The organism is Paenibacillus herberti (assembly GCF_002233675.1).
In the GTDB taxonomy this organism is placed as follows: Bacteria; Bacillota; Bacilli; order Paenibacillales; family Paenibacillaceae; genus Paenibacillus_O; species Paenibacillus_O herberti.
In genome coordinates, this window is the sequence record NZ_NMUQ01000004.1 from 1 (window position 1) to 25,085 (window position 25,085).

General features: G+C 49.1%; 18 protein-coding genes. 7 read left to right on the forward strand and 11 right to left on the reverse strand.

The window, feature by feature from the left end; all coding sequences use genetic code 11:
• Window positions 1-204: 204 nt before the first annotated feature.
• Window positions 205-1,056 (reverse strand): aminoglycoside phosphotransferase family protein, encoded by an 852-nt coding sequence (locus CGZ75_RS22595; protein ID WP_089526567.1) that lies wholly within the window; start codon window positions 1,054-1,056, stop codon window positions 205-207.
• Window positions 1,057-1,148: 92 nt separating this feature from the next.
• Window positions 1,149-1,637, reverse strand: coding sequence for a hypothetical protein (locus tag CGZ75_RS22600; protein WP_089526569.1), 489 nt, complete (start codon window positions 1,635-1,637; stop codon window positions 1,149-1,151).
• 174 nt (window positions 1,638-1,811) lie between these two features.
• Here CGZ75_RS22600 and CGZ75_RS22605 point away from each other — a divergent pair, with 174 nt between their 5' ends.
• Window positions 1,812-2,435, forward strand: coding sequence for an FMN-dependent NADH-azoreductase (locus CGZ75_RS22605; protein WP_089526571.1), 624 nt, complete (start codon window positions 1,812-1,814; stop codon window positions 2,433-2,435).
• A gap of 262 nt (window positions 2,436-2,697) precedes the next feature.
• On the opposite strand, the gene tnpB is transcribed toward CGZ75_RS22605, so the two are convergent.
• Window positions 2,698-3,795, reverse strand: coding sequence for an IS200/IS605 family element RNA-guided endonuclease TnpB (tnpB, locus tag CGZ75_RS22610; protein WP_089526573.1), 1,098 nt, complete (start codon window positions 3,793-3,795; stop codon window positions 2,698-2,700).
• A 160-nt stretch (window positions 3,796-3,955) separates the two neighbouring features.
• On the opposite strand from tnpB, the gene CGZ75_RS22615 reads away from it, so the two are divergent.
• Complete coding sequence (locus tag CGZ75_RS22615) at window positions 3,956-4,993, forward strand: CdaR family transcriptional regulator (protein WP_089526968.1); 1,038 nt, start codon at window positions 3,956-3,958, stop codon at window positions 4,991-4,993.
• A 212-nt stretch (window positions 4,994-5,205) separates the two neighbouring features.
• The gene (locus tag CGZ75_RS22620) at window positions 5,206-5,847 is read left to right on the forward strand and encodes a copper amine oxidase N-terminal domain-containing protein (protein ID WP_089526575.1); all 642 of its coding nucleotides are present in this window, start codon (window positions 5,206-5,208) and stop codon (window positions 5,845-5,847) included.
• A gap of 152 nt (window positions 5,848-5,999) precedes the next feature.
• Here the strand turns inward: CGZ75_RS22620 and CGZ75_RS22625 are convergent, their stop codons facing one another.
• The 6 genes from CGZ75_RS22625 to CGZ75_RS22650 form a co-directional block, all read right to left on the reverse strand.
• Complete coding sequence (locus tag CGZ75_RS22625) at window positions 6,000-7,142, reverse strand: glycerate kinase (protein WP_089526577.1); 1,143 nt, start codon at window positions 7,140-7,142, stop codon at window positions 6,000-6,002.
• Between the two features lie 24 nt (window positions 7,143-7,166).
• Entirely contained in the window at window positions 7,167-8,465 is a 1,299-nt protein-coding gene (locus tag CGZ75_RS22630) for a GntP family permease (protein WP_089526579.1), read from the reverse strand.
• A 174-nt stretch (window positions 8,466-8,639) separates the two neighbouring features.
• Window positions 8,640-15,425, reverse strand: coding sequence for a pullulanase (locus tag CGZ75_RS22635; protein WP_089526969.1), 6,786 nt, complete (start codon window positions 15,423-15,425; stop codon window positions 8,640-8,642).
• Window positions 15,426-15,705: 280 nt separating this feature from the next.
• Window positions 15,706-16,668 (reverse strand): 2,3-diaminopropionate biosynthesis protein SbnB, encoded by a 963-nt coding sequence (locus CGZ75_RS22640; protein WP_089526581.1) that lies wholly within the window; start codon window positions 16,666-16,668, stop codon window positions 15,706-15,708.
• Complete coding sequence (gene sbnA / locus CGZ75_RS22645; RefSeq protein WP_342745711.1) at window positions 16,665-17,660, reverse strand: 2,3-diaminopropionate biosynthesis protein SbnA; 996 nt, start codon at window positions 17,658-17,660, stop codon at window positions 16,665-16,667. Before sbnA ends, CGZ75_RS22640 begins: the two co-directional genes overlap by 4 nt.
• A complete protein-coding gene (locus CGZ75_RS22650; protein WP_245851084.1) occupies window positions 17,638-18,867 on the reverse strand; it encodes a phenylacetate--CoA ligase family protein in 1,230 nt (409 codons plus the stop codon). Before CGZ75_RS22650 ends, sbnA begins: the two co-directional genes overlap by 23 nt.
• Before the next feature lie 185 nt (window positions 18,868-19,052).
• Between CGZ75_RS22650 and CGZ75_RS22655 the strand changes: the two genes are divergently transcribed.
• The 4 genes from CGZ75_RS22655 (at window position 19,053) to CGZ75_RS22670 (ending at window position 23,113) form a co-directional block, all read left to right on the forward strand.
• The gene (locus CGZ75_RS22655; RefSeq protein ID WP_089526585.1) at window positions 19,053-19,856 is read left to right on the forward strand and encodes a YheC/YheD family protein; all 804 of its coding nucleotides are present in this window, start codon (window positions 19,053-19,055) and stop codon (window positions 19,854-19,856) included.
• Window positions 19,857-20,035: 179 nt separating this feature from the next.
• Window positions 20,036-20,173: a hypothetical protein gene (locus CGZ75_RS25505; RefSeq protein WP_245851086.1), complete on the forward strand. Its 138-nt coding sequence runs from the start codon at window positions 20,036-20,038 to the stop codon at window positions 20,171-20,173.
• 53 nt (window positions 20,174-20,226) lie between these two features.
• Entirely contained in the window at window positions 20,227-20,865 is a 639-nt protein-coding gene (locus CGZ75_RS22665; RefSeq protein WP_089526590.1) for a carbohydrate-binding family 9-like protein, read from the forward strand.
• A 529-nt stretch (window positions 20,866-21,394) separates the two neighbouring features.
• Window positions 21,395-23,113, forward strand: a complete 1,719-nt coding sequence (locus tag CGZ75_RS22670; RefSeq protein ID WP_089526592.1) for a DUF4127 family protein — start codon at window positions 21,395-21,397, stop codon at window positions 23,111-23,113.
• Between the two features lie 196 nt (window positions 23,114-23,309).
• Here CGZ75_RS22670 and CGZ75_RS22675 read toward each other — a convergent pair whose 3' ends face one another.
• Entirely contained in the window at window positions 23,310-24,185 is an 876-nt protein-coding gene (locus CGZ75_RS22675; protein ID WP_089526594.1) for a carbohydrate ABC transporter permease, read from the reverse strand.
• 12 nt (window positions 24,186-24,197) lie between these two features.
• The gene (locus CGZ75_RS22680; RefSeq protein ID WP_089526596.1) at window positions 24,198-25,082 is read right to left on the reverse strand and encodes a carbohydrate ABC transporter permease; all 885 of its coding nucleotides are present in this window, start codon (window positions 25,080-25,082) and stop codon (window positions 24,198-24,200) included.
• Window positions 25,083-25,085: the final 3 nt, after the last annotated feature.

Here is a 25,085-nt window from a genome sequence, read left to right on the forward strand (position 1 = left end):
ACCAGGGAAATTCAGAGCAATCCTAAGAACAAGATCGAATAAGAGGTGTCTTGTCCATAATAAGGGGTTTTAACCGGTAAAAGCATTTCGTTTTGTTTATTCACTACGATCATGCAAGCTCCTGCCATTATCAGCGGCCTTGATCCTACAATTTGCCTTAAATCATGTATGTACCCCATTTTTCTCCCTCCTATTGAGTTACTTTCAAATCAATGTTTCATTCAAATGTACATTGTTCTTCAGTATATTTTGTACTCTAGCGATTGTCTCTTTTCCTTTAGGCAAAACAGCAATTCTATTGAGTAATACCCATCTTAAACATGCTATTGCCTCAAATAACTCTATTTCTTCTTTAGTATATCTACTTAAAAATGCTGAACGATAGACATCGCCGTATCTTTGACTAACATATATGCTGATTAATACAATTGACCAAGCAATATCATATCTTGGATCGCCCAATTGCCCATTCGTCCAATCAATGATTGTATACCTTCCTTCAATCTCTAAAATGTTCCCTAGATTATAGTCACCGTGAATTAGTTTATCTTGTTTCATATGACTAATATCCACAAGTTGTTTAATTAATAAATGAATGTCTTCATGCTCTTCAATTTCTGAGTAAAAATAATTTATAAAATCATGCTTATTGAATAGCGTATCCTCTAAACAATTCAATGGGAAATCATGAATGCTAGTTAGAATCTTTGCAAGACTAATTAGTTTAGACTCGTTTATTTTTGTGACAGCTGCTCCATTAAAACTCATTAACAACACTGAATTAGCTTCTTTATCTAAACCCCATCCATATGGTTGTGATACTGGTAGGCCTTCATCATATAGTGTTTTCAATAACTTGAATTGTTGTTCAATATTTGGTTTTGAAGACCTGTTCCATACTTTCAATACAAAACAGCTTTCCTCTAAACAAACTTTTGTTACCTCTGCCTCAAGCCCTGAATCTAAAGGAACTAAGATTAATTTATTTCTATTTTCTAAAAGTGTATTCACCACCTTGCTTTTAACTTTCCAATCAATTTCACTAATTGAATTCATGTTTTGCCGCCCTTTCGTGGCCATGATTCCACAGAGTTAGTTAATAAGTCAGCTTTTCATTTCAAAGTGCCTAGTTATATTCATCTCAATAATTATTCCACTTCCACCTTAAACGCGTAAGAAGCAGAATCTCCTGATGCCCAGCGGCCACTAAATTCATAATAATAGACGCCCGGTTTATCCGGCATTTGAAAAATCAGGCCTTTATTTGAAGATTTCTCTGGTTTATTTTCTCTAAACAGGGTCAGCCCGATCTCTTTTGGGTCTTTTCCAGGAAAGCTCGCGGTCAGCTCCTCACCCTTCTGTACGATGTCAGGCTCGTTATCTTTAAGCATGGTATCCGGTACGGCATAATCCGCACAAACATTCCCCCAGCAGTAACTACTTTGGTAAACCTTGATGATTCCACTTTCCGAGCTGATCTGGGGCAAAGGTGGCTCACTATCTCCTCCAAGCACACTCATCGAGCATGCAGAGAAAAGCACTACGGCGAGAATAAGAGCTACTGTTAATCCAAGACAACGTTGAAACTGCTGAGACCTGTACTCATTCGGATCTGCTGCCTTTTTTCCTATTCCCATGCTAAGCCCCCTCAAGTTCCAAAATTTTCCCTTCTACTAAACGAAATTTTCTTACTTTAGGTTGCTTGATGAATTTCTCATTAACTCCATAAAAGTTAGTTGCACATTTTTTGTTACCGGGTTATACTGTGACTATTCCAAACACACTTCAATTTTCGAGGAGAGATTATTCATATGTCTAACATTCTTTTTGTCAAAGCAAACGACCGTCCAGCAGAGCAGGCTATCAGCGTACAAATGTACAACACCTTCCTTGACGCATATAAAAGTGCCAACCCTACAGACACTGTAATTGAGCTTGATCTTTACACGGAAATCCTTCCTTTCTACGGCAATACGGCTATCACTGGCATGTACAAAGCCGCTCAAGGATACGAACTGACAGCTGAAGAGCAAACAGCAGTTGAGCTCGTTAACAAATACGTGAACCAGTTCCTCGAAGCAGACAAAGTTGTTTTTGCTTTCCCGCTCTGGAACTTCGCAGCTCCAGCTCCACTGGTCAACTATGTGGGCTACCTGGCGCAAGCCGGCAAAACGTTCCGTTACACAGCTGAAGGTCCACAAGGCCTCGTAACTGGCAAAAAAGCAATCCTGCTTAACGCTCGTGGCGGCGTCTACTCCGAAGGTCCAATGTCCGAAATCGAAGCTGCTATCCGCCCTCTCAAAGGCGCACTCGGCCTGTTCGGAATCCAAGCTGAAGAGCTTGTTATTGAAGGCCACAACCAATTCCAAGACCGCACGCAAGAAATCCTTCGCGATGGTTTGGACAAAGTTAAAGCAGTAGCAGCAGCATTCTAAGCTAACGCCCATACGTTTCGAGAATAGCCCTGCGGTCCTAGCGACCGAAGGGCTTTTTTCGTCCGTTTTAAGCGGGAAACTTTACACAGTTGACGATTATTGGTTACATGATAGAAGGGATCGCTTTTTCACATAAGTCATAAATGAGACAGGCATATTGAACACTCCCACCACCTATAGAGGTGGGGGATTCTTGCGAACAGAGAAGCAACCCTCTCTTTTTTAGCAAGCGATCTCTGCGGTTCCCGCAGTTCAGTTGACGTCACCCAACAAGCAAACGAAGACCTTCTTGCAGGATGTTCATACTGGCATTATGATCTCGGTCATGCTGCTTGCCACAATCGGAACAGCTCCATTCCCGTATGCCCAGCTGCTTGACTTCGGGATTGCGGAACCCGCAAACATGACACAGTTGGCTGGATGGATAGTTTTTCGCCACGACACTTAACTGGCGGCCATACCAAGTTGCCTTATAGGTCAACATCGCGCGGATCGTTGCCCAACTGACTTCCGCGATCGACTTGGCTAGCTTATGATTTTTCATTAAGTTCGTTACTTGCAAATCTTCCAAACAGATCGTTTGGTTTTCACGAATCCATTTGGTCGAGAGTTGGTGCAGAAAGTCCTGCCGACAGTTGGTGATTTTCTCATGTATACGAGCGATCCTTTGCTTCGCTTTTTGATAATTCGATCCGCCTGGTGTACGCCTAGATAAGCGACGTTGCCAAAACGCCAGTTTCTTTTCGTACGCGCGGAGGTGTTTGGGATTCGAAATGACCTCTCCGTTACTACAAACCGCAAAGGATTTGATGCCTAAGTCAACGCCAAGGACGGTGTCCAATTCCGGAAGAGGTTGTATGTCCACTTCGCATAGAATCGAAACAAAGTAGTTGCCGCTTGGGTTCTTCCTAATCGTAGCCGATAGGATTCGGCCCTTCACCTGTCTGGACTTAGCAAAGCGGATCCATCCCAGCTTCGGCAATTTTAAACGCTCGCCTTCAATGGCGATATTACCGTTTGTATATTTAGTGGTATAGCTTTGTACAGGATTCCGTTTCGATTTAAACCTTGGGGCCTCGTTCTGTTTCTGGTGAAAACGTGAAAAGGCATCCGCCAGATTCCGAACGGAGGATTGCAAGGCAATGCTGTCCACTTCTTTTAACCAGGGAAAGATGCTCTTAAGAGGCGGAATTCCCGTGGCGCAAGCGTGGTAAGATCGTGCTTTCCCTATCTCGGCTTGATTCCACTTATCCAGGAAATGGTTGAAGACGAAACGGGCGCAGCCAATCGTTTTCTGGATGAGCACGATTTGCTCTTGAGTCGGATAGATGCGGAAGCGAAAAGCTTTATGATGGTACAACCACCTTTCACCTCCGGTCCTCGAATTTGTTTTTATTTTAGCACGTATGTTCGGTTTTTACATCAAAAAAACACCGTTTCAACTCCCCCTTGTAGAAGAGGGAGTTGAATCGGCTATTTCAAGATAAAATGTGCAGCCACAGCACCTGAAAGGACTCCATATGTATCTGTTATCCCCAGCATTAGCTCAAGATATTGTCGATCGTATGATGAAGGACATTCCGTATAACATCAACATTATGAATGAACGCGGGGTTATTATCGGCAGCGGCAATGCAACACGCATTGGTACGGAACATAAGGGCGCCGTTAAAGCATTAGCTAGCGGTCAAATGGTTGAGGTGTGGGAGGATAAACAGAATGAAAAGAGGGGCACCAATGAGCCGATTGTAATCGGCAATGATCGGATCGGCGTTATTGGCATTTCCGGTAACCCGGAGGAAGTGCGTCCTTTTTGCAATATTGTACGAACGACCGTGGTGCTGCTGATTGAACAGGGACTGGCGCTGCAGACGATGCAGAACGAAGCCAATCGCAAAAGAGCTTTTCTTGAAGTTCTGCTCCATCATCAGGGGCCATATACACAAAAATTGAAAAAGGAAGCTCTAGCTTACGGGCTCGATCTATTGCTTCCCACGACAGTGGTATACGCCCAAGATCTCGATGTTTCCAATCTTCTTCAACCCAATGTACTCCTTTTGCATCCTGCCTTTATGATCGAGGACGATTGCTGCATGATCCTGGTCCAGGACGTCAAAGAAGTCAAAACTGTGCTTAAACAGCTGCTTCAAACTTACTCGAAAGTTAAGATAAGTGTATCCCGTCATGAAGTTTATATTGCCGACGGCTACGATCAGGCGAGAGGTGCTATGAATGTATGCCGCGCCCTTAAGCTGCCTCAGAAGATTACTTTATATGAAGAAACTGAATTCCTCGTGGAGCTGAGTCAGTCGGAGTTGTCGGGCTCTGTGCAGCTCATTACGAAGCTGGAGGATAAAGAATCAGCCGATTTGCTGGACACATTAAGGACATTCATTTATCACAATGGAAGCATGTCTGCAACCTCTGCTGAGCTAAATATTCACCGGAATAGCCTGCAGTATCGGCTCAAACGAATTCATGATTTAACCGGGAAAGATCCCCGTAATATGCTCCAGTTATTTGAATTAATGAATGGAATTCTAATGCGATATAAATAAAAAGAAAAAGCACTCACGGCTTTTTATAATACTATCCCCTTACGGTAGACAGTGAAAAAAGAGTTCATGTGATCATGGATCCCACACTGTTGAACAGAGGGGATTTTATTATGCCTCCACCCCCACCAACTACCATTATTAGTTATAAATAGAAACAAATTGGATTGAGAATGCGTCTAACCTATCATAATACAAGTGGAGGTGCATGATTGATGAAACGTGTCGTAAAAATCGGTTTGGCAGGTTTACTGCTCACATCTGTATTTGGTGCCGGCGCTTACGCTGCAACAACTGCCCCAAAAATGTTCGTACACGGCAATCTGGTTAAAACGGATGCGGCCCCTAAAATAATTAACGGAACTGTTTATGTGCCACTTCGCGCAATATCGGAAGGGCTTGGGGTCGATATCCAGTGGGATAATAAAAAGAAGACGGTTTATGTTAACTCCGATCCCAACTTTCAAAAGGAGACGAGTACTGATCTTTATGTAGGTGATCGGAATCTAGCTTTCCGATGGATTATGGGGTATGACGAAAGGGAATATAAGGATATTCTAGCTTTAGTCACACCTGATTTCAAAACAGATCTTTACGATCATCCTAGCGGCCTCCCTACTGGAGCATGGGGTAGCGTAAGTATTGTAGATATACGTCCTTTTGAATCGACAAATACTACTATGACCGTCCGTATTGTAAAGCGAGTCCCCTTCATGGATGAGTATAAAGTAAAAATGGAGGATTGGAAGTTTACATTTTCTGGACCAAATAAAATTAAGTCTGTCATGATTGTGCCGAAATCAACCAAGTATTTTGACCGATACACGTTATTCCCGGGAGCAACATTCGGAATATAGGTATTCATAAAACGGAGAATTACCGCAGCACCTCTTCGGAGTGGACGCTTCCAGAAAAAATGCGGCGACCGCTCACCGGTTGAGTACCGAATCGCAGTCGCCGCATAATTGCTGCTCTTATTATACGGTCTAATTGACGGGAGAAAGATCATTCAACAACTTAGTTTTATCAATCTACCAACATTCTCGGCTGCTCTTTCTACGTTTTTCGGCCCTTCTTTCAGTAGCTTTTCAAGATCCGAAGCGCCGGGTACGATGCCGAATATCGCATCAATTCCCTCCTCATACAGAACCTCTGCGCCTTCACCGATATAACCTGCCAGGGCAATGACTTTTTTGCCTTCCTGCTTAGCGGCTTTTGCTACGCCATGGGGCGTTTTGCCGAATTTGGTCTGAGCGTCCATCCCGCCTTCACCGGTCAGAACGTAATTTGCGGAAGTTAGCTTTTCGCGAAGCCCCGTATAGTTAATTATAATATCAATGCCCCGTTGAAGAGTCGCCTGCGTGAAAATAAGCAGTCCGGCACCAAGGCCCCCCGCTGCGCCAGCGCCTGGAACATCGCGGACATCTTTGTTCAACTGTTCGTTGACGACAGCTGCGTAATGGGCCAAGCTGGCGTCCAGCTTAAGCACCATCTCGGGTGATGCACCTTTTTGCGGGCCGAATATATGGGATGCTCCCGTTGGTCCGCATAGCGGATTCGTAACGTCGCAAGCAACGATGATTTCAACTTCGGCCAACCGAGCATCCAGTGCGCTAATATCCACCGTTGCCAGCTCTCCAAGACTGCCGCCTCCCCTTGGGAGCGTGTTGCCGCCCGCATCCAGGAACTTGGCGCCAAGCGCTTCTGCCATTCCAGTCCCGCCATCATTTGTAGCGCTTCCGCCAATTCCGATGATGATCTTTTTGATGCCTCGATGGAGACATTCCTTGATGAGCTCCCCTGTGCCATACGTAGACGTGATCAGCGGATTCCGGGTTTCCTTCGTGACGAGTTGAATGCCGCTTGCCGAAGCCATCTCGATTGCAGCGGTCATTCCGTCGCCCATAATGCCGTATTTAGCGATGACTGGCTGGCCGAGCGGTCCCGTGACTTCCTTTTCCAAAAGCTTGCCGCCGGTTGCATCAACAAGAGACTGGACCGTACCTTCACCGCCATCTGCCATAGGGACATGGATGTAACTCGCTTCGGGGAACGCTTTGCGAAGACCAGCTTCCATGGCCACACAAACTTCTTTTGCCGTCATGCTTTCTTTGAAGGAATCGGGTGCAAGTAAAAAGGTTGGTTGTGTCATTAAATCACCTCATAATAGAATTTATTAGAGTAAAAATCCGTAAAGCAGCGTCGAAACGACCGTCATTGTTCCACCGACGATGGCTTCATATGGAACGAGTCCCATCCGTTGTTTGATCGTCATATACATACTGCCTGCCGATACGTGGAAGTAGTTGCCTTGCGGCAAGGAGTCGATTACGGTAGCTCCGGTGTGTACCATCGCTGCTGCTGCGAGCGGTGCTGTGCCCATGTTCAAAATGGCTTCGCCAAACGATCCCGTCGCAAGAATAACTCCCGTAGAAGTGGACGCTGTTGCGGCGGCCATCAGGATGCCCGCGATTGGAGCCAGGAAAGTGCCGGAAATGCCGGCTGAGTCAATGATACTTACAACTTGTGTAGACAGATCCGAATTAGAGATCAGGCCGGCAATTCCCCCTGCGCCAAGCAGGATGAGCACGGTTGCAGTCATTTTATTGAGACCAGACGCGGAGTAATCTAGGATTTTGCTGGCTTTGCCCATTGCCAACATCCCGATGATGCCTGCGATTGGCAGAATGAACATGGCGTCTACTTTAAAGCTTTCCAAGAAGCCTATGCCGAGAATAGCTCCAATCGGGTTAAGCATAAGCAGTACAACCGCTACAAGTGGTGCAACAATCGCTGTTTTGAGCGGAGGATGCTTGGATGCATCTTCCGTTTCCTGATTCATCGCTTCTTCGTCGGTGACCATGATGCCTTTCTTTTTGAGCAAAGAAGCTACGAGAACGGTTACAGCAAGTCCGAACACCGCCGGAATAAAACCCGCCATCATCACCTGGCTCAGTTCAAGATTAAATCCGTTTGCTGCTGCAATTGTATTGGGATTTGGAGAAATAATATTACCGGCTTTGCCGCCTCCTGAAAGCGCAAGCAAAAGTGCGATCTTGGATATACCCATTTTGTTACCAACAGACAAGGCAATCGGCGCTACAATGAGAACGGCTACAGGAATAAATACTCCGACTGCGGTAATGATCATAGTTGCTAGCGCAAGCGCCAGAATGGCTTTGCCGCCGCCGAATTTCTTGACGATTGCTTTTGCTATCGTTTCGGCCGCTCCTGATTCCATCATCACTCCCGCCAGTACACCGGCTGCGAGCACGCGCAATACAGTACCCATGACACTTTGAGTGCCGCTGATTAACACTTTAATCGTTTCATCCAGGTTAGCTCCGCCGATCAATGCCCCGACGATTGCTCCTAGAAATAACGCATACACTGGATTCAGCTTTCTCAAAATAAGGATGATCGCAAGGGCAAGTCCAGCAAGCGCCCCGATCCAACTGATTGTTAATCCGTCCATGATGTCTGACCTCCTCGGCTAAACTGTATCTCGAAATCTTGAATACGCTTTCAGTATAGATAGATTTACAGAAAAGATATATTGAAGATCGGACGATATTTATTGTGCAAATGCACAAAAAGGCTTCTCTCAACCGGACTGAATCCGGAGAGAGAAGCCTTTTGTTGAGTTCGATTACAGTCCGAGCTTGCCCATCAGATTGAATACGGCTTGAGCGCTCTCCGCACGGTTCGCGGATGCATCAGGAGCAAACTTGCCGCTCTCATGCCCCTTCATCAGGCCGAGGGATAGAGCCTCTTGTACTTCTTTTACCGCCCAAGCGGACACTTCTTTTATGTCCTTCAGTACCGGAGCAGCGGCAGAATTAGAGGATCCCTGCTGCGCTCCGTAAGCACGAACGAGCATAAGCGCCATCTCTTCGCGGGTGATCGTAGCATTCGGCAGGAAGGTTTCCTTTCCTTTGCCCTTCACGATTCCGTGATAGGAAGCTGCCCCTAACGCGGAAGCGTACCAGGAAGCTTCCGGCACATCTGTGAAGCTATTCGCAGCATCTGGAGCTTCAAGTTTCAATGCACGCACGAGCATTGCAGTGAATTCCGCCCGGGTCACTGGTTGTGCCGGGGTGAACAATGATGCGCTCGTACCATTAACGACCTGCTTGGCCGCGAGCTCCTTAATTGCAGACTCGGCCCAGTGGCCGCTCAGATCAGTGAACGATTTATCCATTTCTAACACGGCATACTTGCTGAAATGACCCACTTTGGTGGTCATTCGACCGTCCGCCAGCTTGCCGCCGACATACTGGAGCCCTTGCTCCGAAATGAAATAGATTCCAGACAGCTTGCCGTTCAGCGTGCTGTCAGCTTGGAATGTCAACTCGACCGGTGTTGCAAAACGGTCCAGTTTATATTCTTTGTCACTTGCAGACAGTGCCGTAAGCTTGAACTCCATCATCTTGCTGCCCAGCTTCAGCTTCGCGTTCTGCTTGCTTCCCGTCTGGGACAGGAGCGTTGCTGCAGCCTGTGAAGCAACTTCCGCCAGCTTGAAGGAGATAGATGCTCCGCTAGTTTCCCCTGCTGGCACTAGTTGTTGCAGAGCTTTAAGCAAGGCAGATGGCAATAGCACCGTAACACCTTCCCGAGTCAGCTCAAGCGGCTTGTTGCCCAGGATTTCGGAAGCATTCAGTGGCAGACGTACTTCGGTATCTGTAACGCCTAGCGTGACCACCGCTTTGTCTTGACCAGCACGCAACATTTCGTCGGTGATTGTTTTAGTGCTCGTTGGCCCTGTACCCGTGTTACCGCCGGTGTTGCTGCCAGGGTTGCCACCGGTGTTGCCGCCAGGTTGGCCGCCATTATTGCCGCCAGGCTCTACAGGCTCGCCGCCGTTGTTGCCCTCGTCAGGCTTAACTTCGGCCAGAACAACGGTAGCACCATCGGCCATTGCTGGCAGGGTGAAGGTCACTTTTCCGCTTCCCGATACGGTAAATGTTTTACCGCTGTAAAGATCCTTAACGTTGCTGCCGGCAGCGAACGGAACTGCCAGTGTAACTTCTTGCGGGGCCGTCTTGACGCCGATCGCCGTAACGAGTTGCTCCTTCTCAAACTTGTTGATGAAGGCCATATAACCTTTGTCATTCGACGCCTCAATGGAGATGCGCTCGCCCTTGGAATAAACCTTGGAATGCTCAGCGCGAATTCCCATCAGCTTCTGGTAATGAGAGAGCAGCTTCTGCTCCTCGTCCAGCTTATCCCAAGGCATTGGGCTGCGATTTTCACTGAACTCGCCCTTTTTCATATCTCCAGCATTTTTGCCGGAGCGGCCAAGCTCCTCGCCGTAGTAGATGACCGGCTGGCCTTTAGCTGTAATTTGCAGCGCCGCTGCAGCCATCAGCTTCGCCTTATCACCACCAACAAAGTTGGACAGGAAGCCGTCTTCGTCATGGCTGCTGAGGAATTGACCCATCATCCGCGTGTTATCGAGCTTCGTCGCACGCTCGGAGAGATAAACATCAACCGCCTCCACATCGCCTTCTACGAATTGTTTGGCCCGGTCGTTGAAGCTGAAATCGAGCAAGCTGTCCATTTGACCGCTCTGCAGCGTACCAGCATCACTGTCTGCTGTAGCGCCATAATATTCGCCGAGCAGCTTGAAGTTTGGATCGAGTTCAGTCAGCTCGTTTTTGAATTTTTTCCACGTTGTTTCTTCCACATGTTTGACCGTGTCTACACGGAAGTAGTCGATCGTATCGCCGCGACTCGTCTTAGCGCGTTCCAGCCAGCCGGTCTGCCAGTCGATTATCTGTTCACGAACCTGTGGATTCTCGGTGATAAAGTCCGGAAGGCTCGCCAGCTCGCCCTTGATGGCATCCGTATCCGCGGAAAGTCCATCCGTACGCAGCATACCCGCGAAGCGCGCTTTATCCTCTTCCGTAACACCCGGATTCGTGTCCCCTGGCTTCAGGCCGTAACCTGTATGGTTGAGGACAACGTCGACCATGATTTTGATGCCGCGATCATGCGCCTTATCGATTAGCTCCTTGAACTTTTCGATGTCGCCCAGATGCTCGTCGAGCTTCGTGAAGTCTTTGGCCCAATAACCATGATAACCGTACTGCTTGCCGTCAAAATCAGTGCCTTTGTTGAAGTCGATATTATCAACGATCGGGGTAATCCAGAGCGTATTAACGCCCAGATCCTCGATGTAATCGAGCTTGTTGATCAACCCTTGGAAATCGCCTCCTTGGTACGCTTCCAGATGCGATTTATCCACATTTTCATTGTTGGAAGCATCACCATCCATAAAACGATCCGTCAGCACAAAGTACATACGCGACTCGTCAAAGTCGAAGTCCAGCTTGCCGCCGGCGGTGCTTCTCGTTTTCACCTCGACCTTGGCTTCACCTAAATGTTTGTTGCCGAACTCATCGACAAGCGTCACCGGAATGGATTTAGTTCCGGCCGTTACCGTGTCCTTAACCGCAATCGTCTGTTCGAACAACTCGGTATCTAGCTTCACTTTGGCCGGTCCGCCTACCGCCGTTAAATCCAGATAGGCTTCCCTAAAGATGACCCCTTCAGTAGATTTAACGTTCAGCTTCAGCACCGCATTCTCGCCAGCTGCAACAGCTGCCGGGCTCACGGAAGTTTCGATTGTCACATCAGGAATACTGAAGGATACCGTTGACTTGCCGTTCACCGTATTTTTCGGATCGGTAACCTCTTTGGTGACTCCGCCTTGAGTCACGGCAAAAGAGTATTGGTACGTACCTGGAGCAACTCCAGTCATCGTATAGCGGAACAGCTCCTGTTCCGGCACATAAGTCATCTTCTCCCCCTTGCCGTTAATTTGGAGAAGCACATCCGAAATCAGGTCCATTTTGCCTTCGCGGAACAGTTGATCATCCCGATAATAGAAGGTAATCGTTCCATTATCCAGCACGGGGCCCGTAATGCTTGGCTTAATATCCAGCTCACGCACCATGCTCGTTACATTGACCTTCGTAAATGCCTCACCCGGCTGCAGCTGGATCGTCCGATCATCCGGAATGTCCTGCTTAGCGGTGCTCCAATCCGTTCCTTTGCGCAGAACGAAGCCTACACTAGTCGCTTTTGGAGCAACTTCGATAAGCACGGAAGCAACCCCGTTTTCCACCCCTTCAAAATTGATCTGATCATTTTTCACGCCTGTATTCCATACCCACATATTCCAATCCGTATAATCCTTGTCCGGACGGATGTAATTGAGCTGTACATAACGCTTTTCCGTCTGGGGCTCCTCTTCCGAGTCGACTTTGATAATAACTGCCGTCAAAGGCTCGATCGTAAGTGATCCCGCCGCCAGTGTAAAACCGCTCGGCGTTGCCACGCCAGCCGCCGCCGCCTCGTCATTGTCCGCTACGACTAGTCCGCCCGTCAGATCCTCGGACAGCGTCAGCGACCTTGCCCTGGAATCGGCATTGATGAACACGTAATAAGCGCCGGTGCCGTCTGTTGCCTTGCTTTTATAAGCGATGACCAGGTCTTTTGCGTTCACTTCTGGAATTTCCAGCAGCGTTACGTTCTTGTTCACTAGCTCCTGATCTCCCAAACGGAATGCATCGCTCGACTGGCGAAGCTCGATTATGCCCTTCGTGTAATCTCGAGTGAGGACGTTTTCTGGGAATGCCGTAGCATTCGTCGCCCGCTGCCAGTCGAATTTATTGATGGCATCCGAGGAGTCGTAGGAGTTATGGATGAAATAGCCGAATGGTTCGTTGGCTTCATTTTTGAGCTCATGATAGTCATCCTTCTTCTCCGGAGCACCTTCTGCCATCCACTGCTTCGTACGTCCGTATTCTTGCCCTGCATGCAGGAAACCGGTGCCTTGAGACGTCAGCGTCATCATGTTGCCGAGACGAAGCCGCTTGTGAATTTCCTCGTTGTTGGCCTCAACGGCCGGATCCTTCTTGGTAGCCTGTGCAATGATATCAAACAGCGTCAAGTTGTCATGAGCCTCGGTGTACTGCACTACATCGCCAGGATCATCTTCTCTGATATTGCTTGGTTGCGCCTTGATGTTATTGAAAATGGTCTTAATATCGCGAGCGCCGCCCGTTATGAACCTCGGCTCGCCCTCATTGCCAAAACCGGATTTTAGCTCATTACGGAATTCGTCGGAGAAAACGCCGACGCTATTCGTCTTGTCCATCCAATCCTGGGTAGCTCCCATTCCCGTTAAGGCAGGATCGGATTTATCACCGGCAAATGTTGCCCAGCCCTCGCCGATAAACAGAGCGTCCGGATTGATCGCCGCAGCGGCGTCATACGCGTTTTGTACCGCGCCATAGGTGGCGTCGCCCATCATATCAAAACGCATGCCGTCGATTTTATACTCCTTGAACCAGTATTTTACCGAATCGACCATCAGCTTCTCGGCCATTTTGTGATTGGTAGCCAGATTGTTGCCGAAGCCGCCAAGGAATGCACCGTTTGCATCTTGGAAGGCATAATAGTTCGGCACAATATCGTTAAGGAAATCAACTTTAGACATATGCGTGTAGACAACGTCTAGAATGACACCCATGCCCGCATCATGAATAGCGTCGATCATCGCCTTCAGTTCCTTAATCCGCAACTCGGGATCCTTAGGATTTTCGGAGTAGGCGCCATCTGGCGAGAAGTAGCTATGCGGATCATAACCCCAGTTGTACTCATTCCCTGTATTGGAGTAGTCCTGTTCAAGATTTTTCATCGCCGCCTCGTCCCCGTAATACCAGGCCATAACCGGCAGCAGCTGCACATGCGTCACACCAAGCGATTTGATGTAGTCGACCTTCTCTTTGAACGCATCGTATGAACCCCAGCCTGCGTTGTTCAGATCGTCCTTGATCGACTGATCGGAGGTGAAGTCGCGTACATGGATTTCCCAGATGACCGCATCTTCCCTTTTTTCGTAACCCTTAATATCCGCATATCCGAAGTCGGCCGGATCGGTGCCGGTTAGATCAACGATAGCTGCTTTGCCTACTGTATCGCCATCCGCAGCCTCGCCCTTCGTATTGGCTCTGAATTGGGCCATCGATTTGGCGTACGGGTCAAGCACCCGCTTCGTCACGTCATTATTTGTCACTTCATATTGATAAAAATAATTCTTAAAGTCGCTAACGCCTAGATCACCCGGCTTGAGCTCAACCGACCAAACGCCGCGATCGCCTTTGATTAAGTTGACCTCGCCGAGATGTTTCGTCGCGTCCGCTCTGTCGTATACATTCACCACAACGGAAGATGCTGTTGGCGTCCACAGCTTAAGCACAGCTCCGCCGTCTGCATAAGTGGCGCCAAGATCGTCGCCCTCGTAGGCGTACAGCTCGTCCGTCATCATCCAACCTACAGCGGCGTTGACTGTTTTTGCGGCGTAGGTCAGCTTAAGCGGAGCCTGCTCCACCGTGAATGCAGCTGTTACTTTTACTGCTGTCGGTCCGGCAATTTCCAAATTGCTGATCGTTACGGGCATGCCTGATTTATCCTTAATTTCAAGCTCTCTCTTCAGCTTCTCCCCTTCCAGGCCAGCCGTTTTGCTGAAATTAAGATGCAGCCTGCCTTCTGGAAGCACTTGAGCGGAAAGAAGTGCTGGAGGAGCATCAACCGCTGGGAGTTCTCCAAAAGGAGAGACATACACGGTGTCATCTCCCTGTTTAATAAAGAGATGTTTGTACGGATCCAACGAGACAAAGCGCTTGTCGCCCCCATCCTTGCCGGCATCGCCCCTGTCAGGGTCCGTAATCAAAAAGCCGATTTTCTTCCCTGCTTCAGCCAGTTGGACGTCCATATAGGCGCCATAACTATCGGTTTGCCCGGCTGTGAATTTAATTATATCGGCAGGCCATGAGCTTGAAGGCGTTTTCACGTCATCCCAAAGCCATAAGCCATACGAAGCATAGCTTTGGTCATCCCGCTGGTAATGAATCCGCACCGTATCGGCAGGAAGCTCGACAGGTTGGAAGTTTTGAACGGCGTCAGAACCTTGCTTGAGCCATACCTCATTCATTTTCGGCGATGCAAGGGCAAACTTCTTGTCGCCGCCATCCTTTTCACCATTTGCAGGTTTCAAGGCAATGAGGCCGATATTTTTGGCGTCCTCTTTCAGAGGAATATCAACGTAAGCTCCATAGCTGTCCGTCTGTCCGTCCGGGAACGCTGTTGCTCCTGACGCCCATTCTGTAGAGGGAACGGCTGCATCGTCAAAAATCCAAAGTCCCCACTCTTTATAATTGCCGTCGGTGCGATTGTAGTGTACACGCAGATGGTTTTCCGGAATTGGTGAAGCTGCTGTGTATACCTGTGTTACAACGGTCTCATCGGCCGGAGCCGGTGCTGTCCCCGTGTTTGCCTGAACCGGAGCAACCGTAAATATCGAAACGAGGAGAGAAAAAATCACAATGATTGACCATGTTCGCTTGCCCTTTGCTGATAAAATCATGTCCAAAAGAGAACCCCCTCCGAAATAATTATTACTAACTTCTCATTAAGAGCAAACGTTTGCGCATTTAGAGAAAAATAAATCGCAATGGGGGCGTTCTCCCGATGAAATCAGGATTAGCCTCCCCATGCGACGATAAGGCGCTAACAGGAAAACGTTTGCATTACTCATTTTAGTGACGCTTTCATTTATCGTCAAGCATAATTTTCCATTGGACAGCTCCTGCATCGCAGGAAGAAACGGCCTGGCATCTCAACGAGAGGCAGGCCGCGCCGCTTTTTTACTCCAATCTGATTCCTTGTTCCAGCTGCCGTGCTTTTCGATAATAATAACCTGCAATAGCAATATCGAAGATGCCTAGCCCCATCGGATTGAAAAAAACCGTCTCACCTGGAAACTCCGCCAACGCATCTCGGCATACTAAATCCGCCAGCGTGCGCGTCCCGGACTCGGTTAATCCTTGCCGCAAATGCAGCTGCTCAACATCGGTATTTTCGCGGCAAACTTCCCGCCAGTCGTCTACGAAAACAACCTTCACATCCGCCATGCTCTCTGGTTCATAATCTCGTAGTGACACATTCAATAGTAGACTCCCGACCGGAGGTTTCTCATCAATGTAGCGGTTCTCGGTAACCGTACAAGTGGCGATGACATTGGACTGCCGATACAGCTCCCGCCAATCGGAGGTAATCTCCGTCCGGCCACGCAGAGGTTCAGGCACAGTCGCAAGCTCAACTCCTTGCAGATCATGCAATAAAACGCGCGAAAGCCGATTGCCAAGCAGGGCGGCAGCCATATCCAGATGAAGGCGACCAATCGGCCCCCAGCCGATAATACCAAGCCGAATTTCCTCATCCGGCCGTGAAGCCGCGTAAGCGCGGAGCATCAAGCCGCTCACCGCAGCTGCACGCAGGCCATTCAGCAGATTGCACCGAAGAATGGCAAGCGGCTGGCCCGTGGAGGAATCATTGAGCACAATCATATTGTGCGCACGAGGCAGTCCTTGGCCGATATTGCCTGGGAAACCAGCGATCCATTTGATACCCGCAAGCTCTGTCCCTCCGCCCAAATAAGCCGGTGTCGCAATGATCCGATTCGGCGTTTCCGGGAAGCGCAAATACGATTTGAGCGGACTGGCGCTCTTGCCCCCGTCCCTCGTCCGAATTGCATCATCGGTGAGGTCGATCAGCTTGATCCAGTCTACGCCTAGCTCCCGGATGTGCTCATCATTTAAGTAGATCAGAGCCCCTCACCTCTTTCCCACTGATTGGGATACGCATCAAGCTCACGCCTCACCCACTCATCGTTATAAATCGTATCCAAATACCGCTCGCCGCGATCCGCCAAAATAGCCGCGCATACCGCACCGTCCGGGATGCTGCCGCTCAGTCGGCGAATCGCTGCCACGACGCCGCCGGAGGAAGCTCCCGCCAAAATCGCTTCCTGGCGTACCAGTTCTCGGCAGCCCCATACGCATTCTTCATCCGACACCTGGATGACTTCATCTGCGAGGTCGGCCTCATGAAGTCCCGGCAAAATCGCAGCGCCAAGACCCGGGAATCTGCGAGGCCCGCTCTTGCCGCCGAATAATATACTTCCCTGCGAATCTACGGCTACAACTTTGGTCGAGCCTTGATTGTCCCGAATATAATCTGCGCAGCCGCGAATCGTTCCGCAGGAACTAACTCCGCAGAACAGGTAATCCACGGGACCGAGCTGCTCCGCGATCTCTTTCATCGTCATCTGCTGGTGTGCTCGTGCATTGTCGAGGTTGCCGTACTGATTCGTCCAATAGGCATTGGGGATTGCCTGGAGCAGCCCCTTCACTCTGTTGATTCGCGCAGGCAAGAACTCGCCCGTAGCCGCGTCAGGCTGCGAGACAAGATCAATTTCCCCTCCGTAACAGCGAATGATCGCCTTATGAGTCTCCGTGGTCCGGGGATCGACGACACAAATAAACCGCAGCCCCAAGTAGCGGCATAGCTGAGCCAAACTAATCGCCAAATTACCCGAGCTCGACTCGATGACTGTGCTGCCATCCCTTATGTCGCCGCGTCGGATCGCCTCGCGCAGCATATGCAGAGCAGATCGATCCTTGGCGCTGCCGCCCGGATTCATCCCTTCCAGCTTGGCAAACACCTGGAACCGACTGCCGGTGAACAACCGTTCTAGCCGAATCAGAGGTGTGTGACCGATAGCTGCTGCAATTCCTTCATTCAGGTTCAAGCGTTGCACCCCCGTTATGATAGTAAATTTTTTTCTGCTTGATCGGGCCGCCTTGTGCATCTTCATCAAAACACTCACGAGTTACCTCTATGCCGCTCAAAATACCGCTGCGGATCATCCCTCCGATGTCGGGATTACGCTCCTCGATCTCTTGTCGGATGGAATCCAGCATCGCTGTATCCGCCAAGTTGCTGTCGACGCGCACGCTCAGCGCGTTGCCCGTTACATGGATCCGGATGCGAGCATCCGGCAAATGACGGCTGACTGCATTTTCGATGTCGTAGATGCTGATTTTTTCACCGTGCTTGAGATCCGGTCCGATCCGCTTGACGATGCCACAGAAGCTCTGCCGCAACCGACCGTCTACGGTAATACTCTCCAATCCGCGCACTACGTCATAAGTGACGTACCGAAGAGCAGGGAAGCTGTCGCGAATCGAAGAAGTCAGCACGAGCACCTGCTCCCCTGGGGATAGCGGTTCCAACCCCTCTCCGAGCGATTCGGCTGGTACACCTTCAGCGAACAAACCCTCTGCGAGCAAATACCTCCCATGCTCCGCTGAGTAATGGGCAATCGTACCAATCTCAATTGAGCCGTATGTGTCTGCGATATGCTCAGCAGGAATTGATAGACGTTCAGCCGCGCGCAGGCGCCAGCCGGGCGATGCCATCTCTCCGACGAGCACAACATGACGGATGCCGAGCGCGGAGGGATGATCAGCAGCCGCGAGAATTCGGTCAAGGATGGAAGGCATCGTATATAACACTTCGGGCTTCAGCCCCTGCAAACGCTCAATATGCTCGCGAATCGGCAGCTGATAGGGCAGCGTCTCTACGCTCATGCCAAGGCTGCGGAACACTTCAGCCGCCGTCGCCTCAGCATGGCCCGTACCCATATCGGATGCAGCCGACCGATAACCGAATGGCTCCAGAATAGACCGGAATACATTCAGCTTAATGTTTAAATAGTGCTCCTCATCCTGATCCGAGTAGTAGATCGTTTTGCGGCGACCCGAGCTTGTGCCCGAGGTACGATAGCTGCGCATGCCGCTGCGCTCCGCAAGCGGGTTATCCGAAATATAGTAAAATGCTTCGAGAATCGAAGCGGTCATGAGGGGTAGCCGCTCCCAGTTTGAGTCGGAATCCGTCAACTGCCCTAACCAGGGAAATAGCGATTTCATCCCGCTGGCCAGCTCTTTCCAATCTGCAGGAGGCATGATCCTCTCCCCTTTCCCCATGCAGGCATTATTTTTCATGGTATACCCTATGCTTTTTTGCGGGCTCCTGTGCTGAATCCTCCCAATCCTTCGAGATTGGAGCTACTACGGGCAATCGTCCAAGCTGCGTTGGACTTGGTTACATAGAATATCAAATTCAATTGGACCTGGAGGAGACTTACACGATGTCTAATGACAATGAACCCAAAAATGTCAAGTTAACCGTATCAAACAAAATGAACAGAACCGATATTCTTCTTCGCAGCCAAAAGCTGACGAGGCATATTCCGGTTACCCGTTGGCTGAGCCTAGGAAAGCTGACAACTATGCTCGAAAAGCATCGGATGCTCTATGTAAAGCCTGATAAAGGCAGCATGGGCATCGGTGTTATTAGAGTGGAGAAAACCAGATACGGCTTTCAATATCAAAAAGACACCCGCATCTATCGCTTCGAAACGCTCGCGTCCCTGCACCGTTCGCTCCAGAAGTTTACGGACAAAAAGCCGTATCTCGTCCAGCAAGGTATTCGCGTCCTCAAACATGAGGGCCGCGTTTATGACTTTCGCGTCATGGTTCAGCGCAATTCATCGAAGGAGTGGGAATGCACCGGTACGGCAGCACGGGTCGCTCACCCGGAAAAAATCGTGTCGAACGGCAGCCAGGGAGGGACGATTTATGCTCCTATGGATTTGCTAGGTCCCGTGTGCGGGACGGCCGCGGCCAGGAGGCTTTTGCGGCGAATGGATGAGTTGGCGCTGCTTACAGCCAAAAAACTTAGCGAAGATTATCCCCACTTAAATGAACTTGGACTGGACATCGCCATCGACCGTAAACTGAAACCTTGGATTCTGGAGGTTAATACCCGGCCAGATCCATGTCCGTTCACAAAGCTCGATGACACAAAAATCATCGACCGCATTGTGAAGTACGCCAAAGGGTACGGACGCCACTACAAGCTGAACTGCATGAAAGCAAAAAAAGCGCCCTGAGGGCTCGGTACTCTGGCGCGGCCCGGAGAGGGTGGTTTGCTAGCTGGAGCTGCGAGGCGGAGGGCCATGTAGGTACTGTTCAAAAGAACGTCTCAAAACCGCGTTGCGGATTGGAGACGTTTTTTGTTATGTACGTGCTTGTTCTGGGAAGGGCTTGTTATGCTCGAGCTTGTTGTACCATGGACGTGTTGTTCATGGGCTTGTTGTTCATGGGCTTGTTGTTCATGGGCTTGTTGTTCATGGGCTTGTTGTTCATGGGCTTGTTAGGCAATTTCTTGTGCGCAGCCAGCAAGGTTAAGGCGGTCAATTCCGTATAGCGGGTTGGCTGGTATTCATGCTACTCTGATTGAAGAAAAAGGAGGGGACGATCATGGAGAATAACTATCTGATTCGCAAGCTCGACACCGCTAGTCGCGATGCCGCTTGGGACTTGGCGGATACCGCTGAGATAACCCATTTTCTTTGGATGGACAATGGGTACAGACCGCGTACCGAGGCCGCTCTAACCTATACCGAGCATGACCTGCAACTCGTATTCCGAGTTTTTGAGGAAAATCCGCTCTTACGGTTCCACTCCCCCAATGAACCGGTTTACAAGGATAGCTGCGTTGAATTTTTCTTTCAACCTGCGCCCGACAAAGACCCGCGCTATCTCAATCTCGAAATAAATGCAGCTGGAACAAGGCTGCTAGGCATAGGCACTGATCGAGATGAACGTACTTTGCTCTCCCCCGAAAGCCATCCGCCGCTGCTGATCGAGACGGCCACAGGGCTGCATGATGAAGCATCAGGCCAAACGTATTGGAGCGTGCGTGCCACGCTGCCGTTGCAGTGGGTTTCCGATATGTTTCCGGACTTCCGTCCGGTGCCTGGAGCACGCATGCGGGGGAACTTCTACAAATGCGGAGATGAAACCTCGCTCCCTCACTATGGATGCTGGTCAGAAATTAAGTCCGCCCAGCCGAACTTCCACCTATCGAAATGGTTTGGCACGCTCCAATTCGGTTGAACGAATGCGTAACGAAACTGAGAAGCCTTATTCTAGCTAAATTGAAGGATTTCGAGGTGTTAGAAGATTGAAACCCTGTGTTTGGGGGGAATAAGCTTTCTGAGTTCCGTTAGTATACAAATGGACTGGCTCAAAGGTCATTTTCATGACCTAGAGCCAGTCCATTTTTTTGTATCGCGGCGGTAGGCCCCAACATTTTCTAAAATTAATGCCCCATAGAGGACAATCTATGCTAAGATAAGAAAACAACGAACAGATGTTCTTATTTTAACTGTTAATCGCCCCTGCTTCTCCCTATTTTTAGAAAAATACGATTATAAGGGGGAGTTCCCCAAACGAGAGAGTTCCTTGTACGACATCGTACGACATCGAACCTGTGGTAGCCAGTTTTACTGCGCACTCCGAAAGTAACTGATGGTTCAAGAGCTTTTAAATCGGTTACCTCCACAAGGAGGAATGATTTTATGCAAGCTCTATATATTGAGGGTCGAAGCGACCTAACCCATTTGAAAAAGGGGAATTAATTAGGATGAAAAAAGTACTCTACGTACCGCTAGATGATCGTCCCGTTAACTTGGATGACGTGATTAAGCAAGGGCAATCGGCAGGCCTCAAATTGATTGTCCCTAGCTCAAGCGACACCCGGAACCGCATTGATTCGGTTGCCACCGAATCGGTTGAAGCCGACAAACTTAATCTCATAGGCACTTCTTCGCCTACTTTCGGCAACACCGCAGCCATTCGTAAATTCATCTTAAAAAATGCCGCTTCGGTTGAAGGCTTCATTATTTCCAGCGATATGCTGGCTTATGGTGGGCTGATCGGAAGCAGGCGCTTGCGGACAAGTGGCGGAGGGGATTTTCCTAACTTTGACTCTACTACGACTGATTTGCTTGACGTAATCCGCCAGATTAAAGGGCGCTATCCAAACAAGCCGATCTATGTGCTCGATACTATCATGCGACTGGCAACAAGCGCATTTGTTGAAGGGCTTAATTTTGATGCCTACAACGAATCTCGTGAACTTATGGGGAAAGCACGGAAAACATTCACTGCTTTTAACGATATATTGAATGGATATAATGTTTCCGACAGCGGCACTTCGTATGGAGACACCGTACACTTTAATAAAACCCAGTATTACAATGCTCGGCAACATAAGTTCAAAACAAACTACTATATCTTGGATCAGCTTACTCGGCTCGGTTGCATCGATTTCCTGGCTGTTGGTGTAGACGATGCCAAAACGCAAGGCGTGCAAATAAACGAAATCCGCTTTGTGGAAAGTTATATCAATAATTCGCTTGGCGGCAGCGGAGGCCAAAATCCGAATCGCGCCATCATCCTACCTGATGCAGACGGCTTGGGGCATTCCCTTGTCGCCCGTATGGCTAACCAATTGTATGGATGCGGAGATAAACCAAAATACGCCGTTCAATATTATGGTCCTCACGGCTCCACAATCATCAATGCCTATGAATATATGAATGTGCATGATAACATTTTACGGCATGTGGACATGATCGGCGGCCAGTTCATGACGGGTTCACCCGATATTGAAATTATAGCTATTACGGCGGCTAATCAGGCTGCCAATGCGGTGAGCCGCATAAACACCAATGGAGCGGAACGAAGAGCGACCGTTGTAATTGACTTTGTGGGAGGCGGTACAGCTGATCCTACAGTTACAGATGCGTTAATCGGAAGTCAGTTTACGGGATGTATTTTAGGATACAGCGCTTGGAATACAGCAGGGAACAAAATCGGCATATCGCTTGGCATGGGACAGGCAAGGTATGCATTCCTCGTTACAGAAACGCATACAGCCTCCCTTAACGATGCTGTTAATGCGCATGGCTCGCTACTCTTTAAACGTTTCCTGAAAGACTACAATTATAAAAAAATCGCCATTGCAGAAGTAAGGGCATATTCGAGAGCGAACATGAAGTATGCCAATTTGCCGGCAACGATAGCCGATCAAAATATGCTTCTTTTCAATTCACCAGAAGACTATCAACATATGATTGGTATGTTACGGGATGCAATGCAGGTCCAAACGGCTGAACTTCGTGCCAAAAATGCCTTTCTAGGCGGGAATACAACTGCTGCTCATAATGTAAAACAAATTTGCGGCTCTACATGGAAATTGGAAGATTACCGCAATGCCTCCCTCGTTTATGAGAATCCGAACTTTATTTGGGGGCGTGCATTTGAAATTACGTTAAGCCCTACTGTTGTTCTACATTGATTTCTCTCTATCACACCGCGGGTGTCCTAAAATCCCCAAAACACAAACAAAATTAAACCGCATCAGCAACAACGGGAGGATACTGAGCCTAGCTCAGCATCCTTTCTGTTTGTTTTACAATATGGAAACAGGGCTGTCCCCAGTCACATGCGTGACCTAGGGACAGCCCTGCTCCATTATGGATTTAATCCTTCGTTCACTTGATCCCGGATATATTGTAATTCTCGATAATTTGCCGCTGGAAAAGGATGAAAATAATGAGGATTGGTACGACCATAAAGGTAGCCCCGGCCATTTGTAGAGCAAAGTTGGTACCATTCTGCCCCTTCAATAGCTGAAGTCCGACAGAGAGTGTATACAACTTCTCATCATTGGCGATGATGAGCGGCCACAGGAAGCTGTTCCAGCCTGCGATAAAGGTCAGAATCGCCTGTACCGCCATAATAGGTTTAGACATTGGCAGCGCCACCTGAGCGAATAGCCGATACTCACTTGCTCCATCCAGACGAGTAGCCTCCATGATTTCTTCAGGCAGTGTGCTCATGAACTGCCGGAATAAAAAGATGCCGAAAGCACTGATGAAACCGGGCAGCACAATTCCAATCATCGTATTCGTGAGGCTCATGCTGTTCAGAATCAGGTACACTGGAATCATCGTGACCTGGCCGGGAATCATCATCGTCGCCAGGACGAAGAAGAACATTCCGTCGCGGCCCTTGAATTTGTAACGTGCAAAGCCAAAACCCGCCATTGCATTAAGCAGCAAACCGAAAAACGAGAACAGTGTAATCAACAGCGTGTTGCCAAGATAAACGCCAAAATCCATTTCCGTGAAAAGCATCTTGAAGCTATCCAGATTGAAGCTCTCGGGCCAGAAGGTTGGCGGAATTTGCTTGACCTCGGCCTCTGTTTTGAAGGATGAAAGAACCATCCAGACGAATGGCATAACCATCGCCACGCCGATGACACCAAGTATGATGCCAGCGGTCCATTGGAACGCCTTGCCGCTTGAGGATTTCTTTTTTATTTTGGCCGCTGGTACTGGGGCGGATACGACAGGTTGCTGCTGCATATACAATCCCTCCTATTCCTCGGCTTGCTTCCGCTGAAGCTTCAGCTGGAGCAGCGTAATGATGATAATGAGGAAGAACAGCACGAACGAGCCTGCCGCAGCGAAGCCGAAGCTGCTGAACTGGAAGCCGTTCTGGTAGATGAACAGCGAAGCTGACAACGTACCGTCCAGCGGTCCTCCTTGAGTCATAATGAACGGCTCCTCGAAAAATTGCAGCCAGCCGATCATCGTCGTAATGGTGACAAAAAAGATGGCGAATCGCATCATCGGTACGGTAATATAGCGCATTTGCTGCCAAGTTGTCGCCCCGTCCAGCTGAGCGGCTTCGTAATAGGTTTTGCTGATTCCTTGCAGCGCGGCGATGAATATGATCATATTCAGTCCGATGCTGCGCCAGAGCGCCAGCAGGATGAGCGACAGCTTAGCAACCGTCGGTTCCGTCAGCCAAGGCACGCTGCCAAGGCCAAGCGAGTTCAGCAAATAGTTGAACAGTCCGATTCCGGGATTGTACAAGTACAACCAGACGACAGCGACCGCAACGACGTTGGTCACGGAAGGCATGTAGTAGACAACACGGAACATTCTAAAAATGCGAGATTGGCCCATGTTGATCAGCAGCGCCACGCCGAGTGAACATGCAACGACCAACGGCACCCCGATTAGAACATAAAAGAGCGTATTCAAAATCGCCTTCAGGAACACAGGATCGGTGAGCACATCGATGTAATTTTTAATGCCGACAAACTCAATGTTGGAATAGTTCGCGAGTCCGGCCAAATCCATATCAGTCAAGCTGATGCCTGCGGCTACGAGAATGGGCAGCAGGGAAAATACAGCGAGCAGCAGTAGAGTTGGACCGATGAATACCCAAGGAGCCGCTTTAGAGGAGCCTTTCATCTT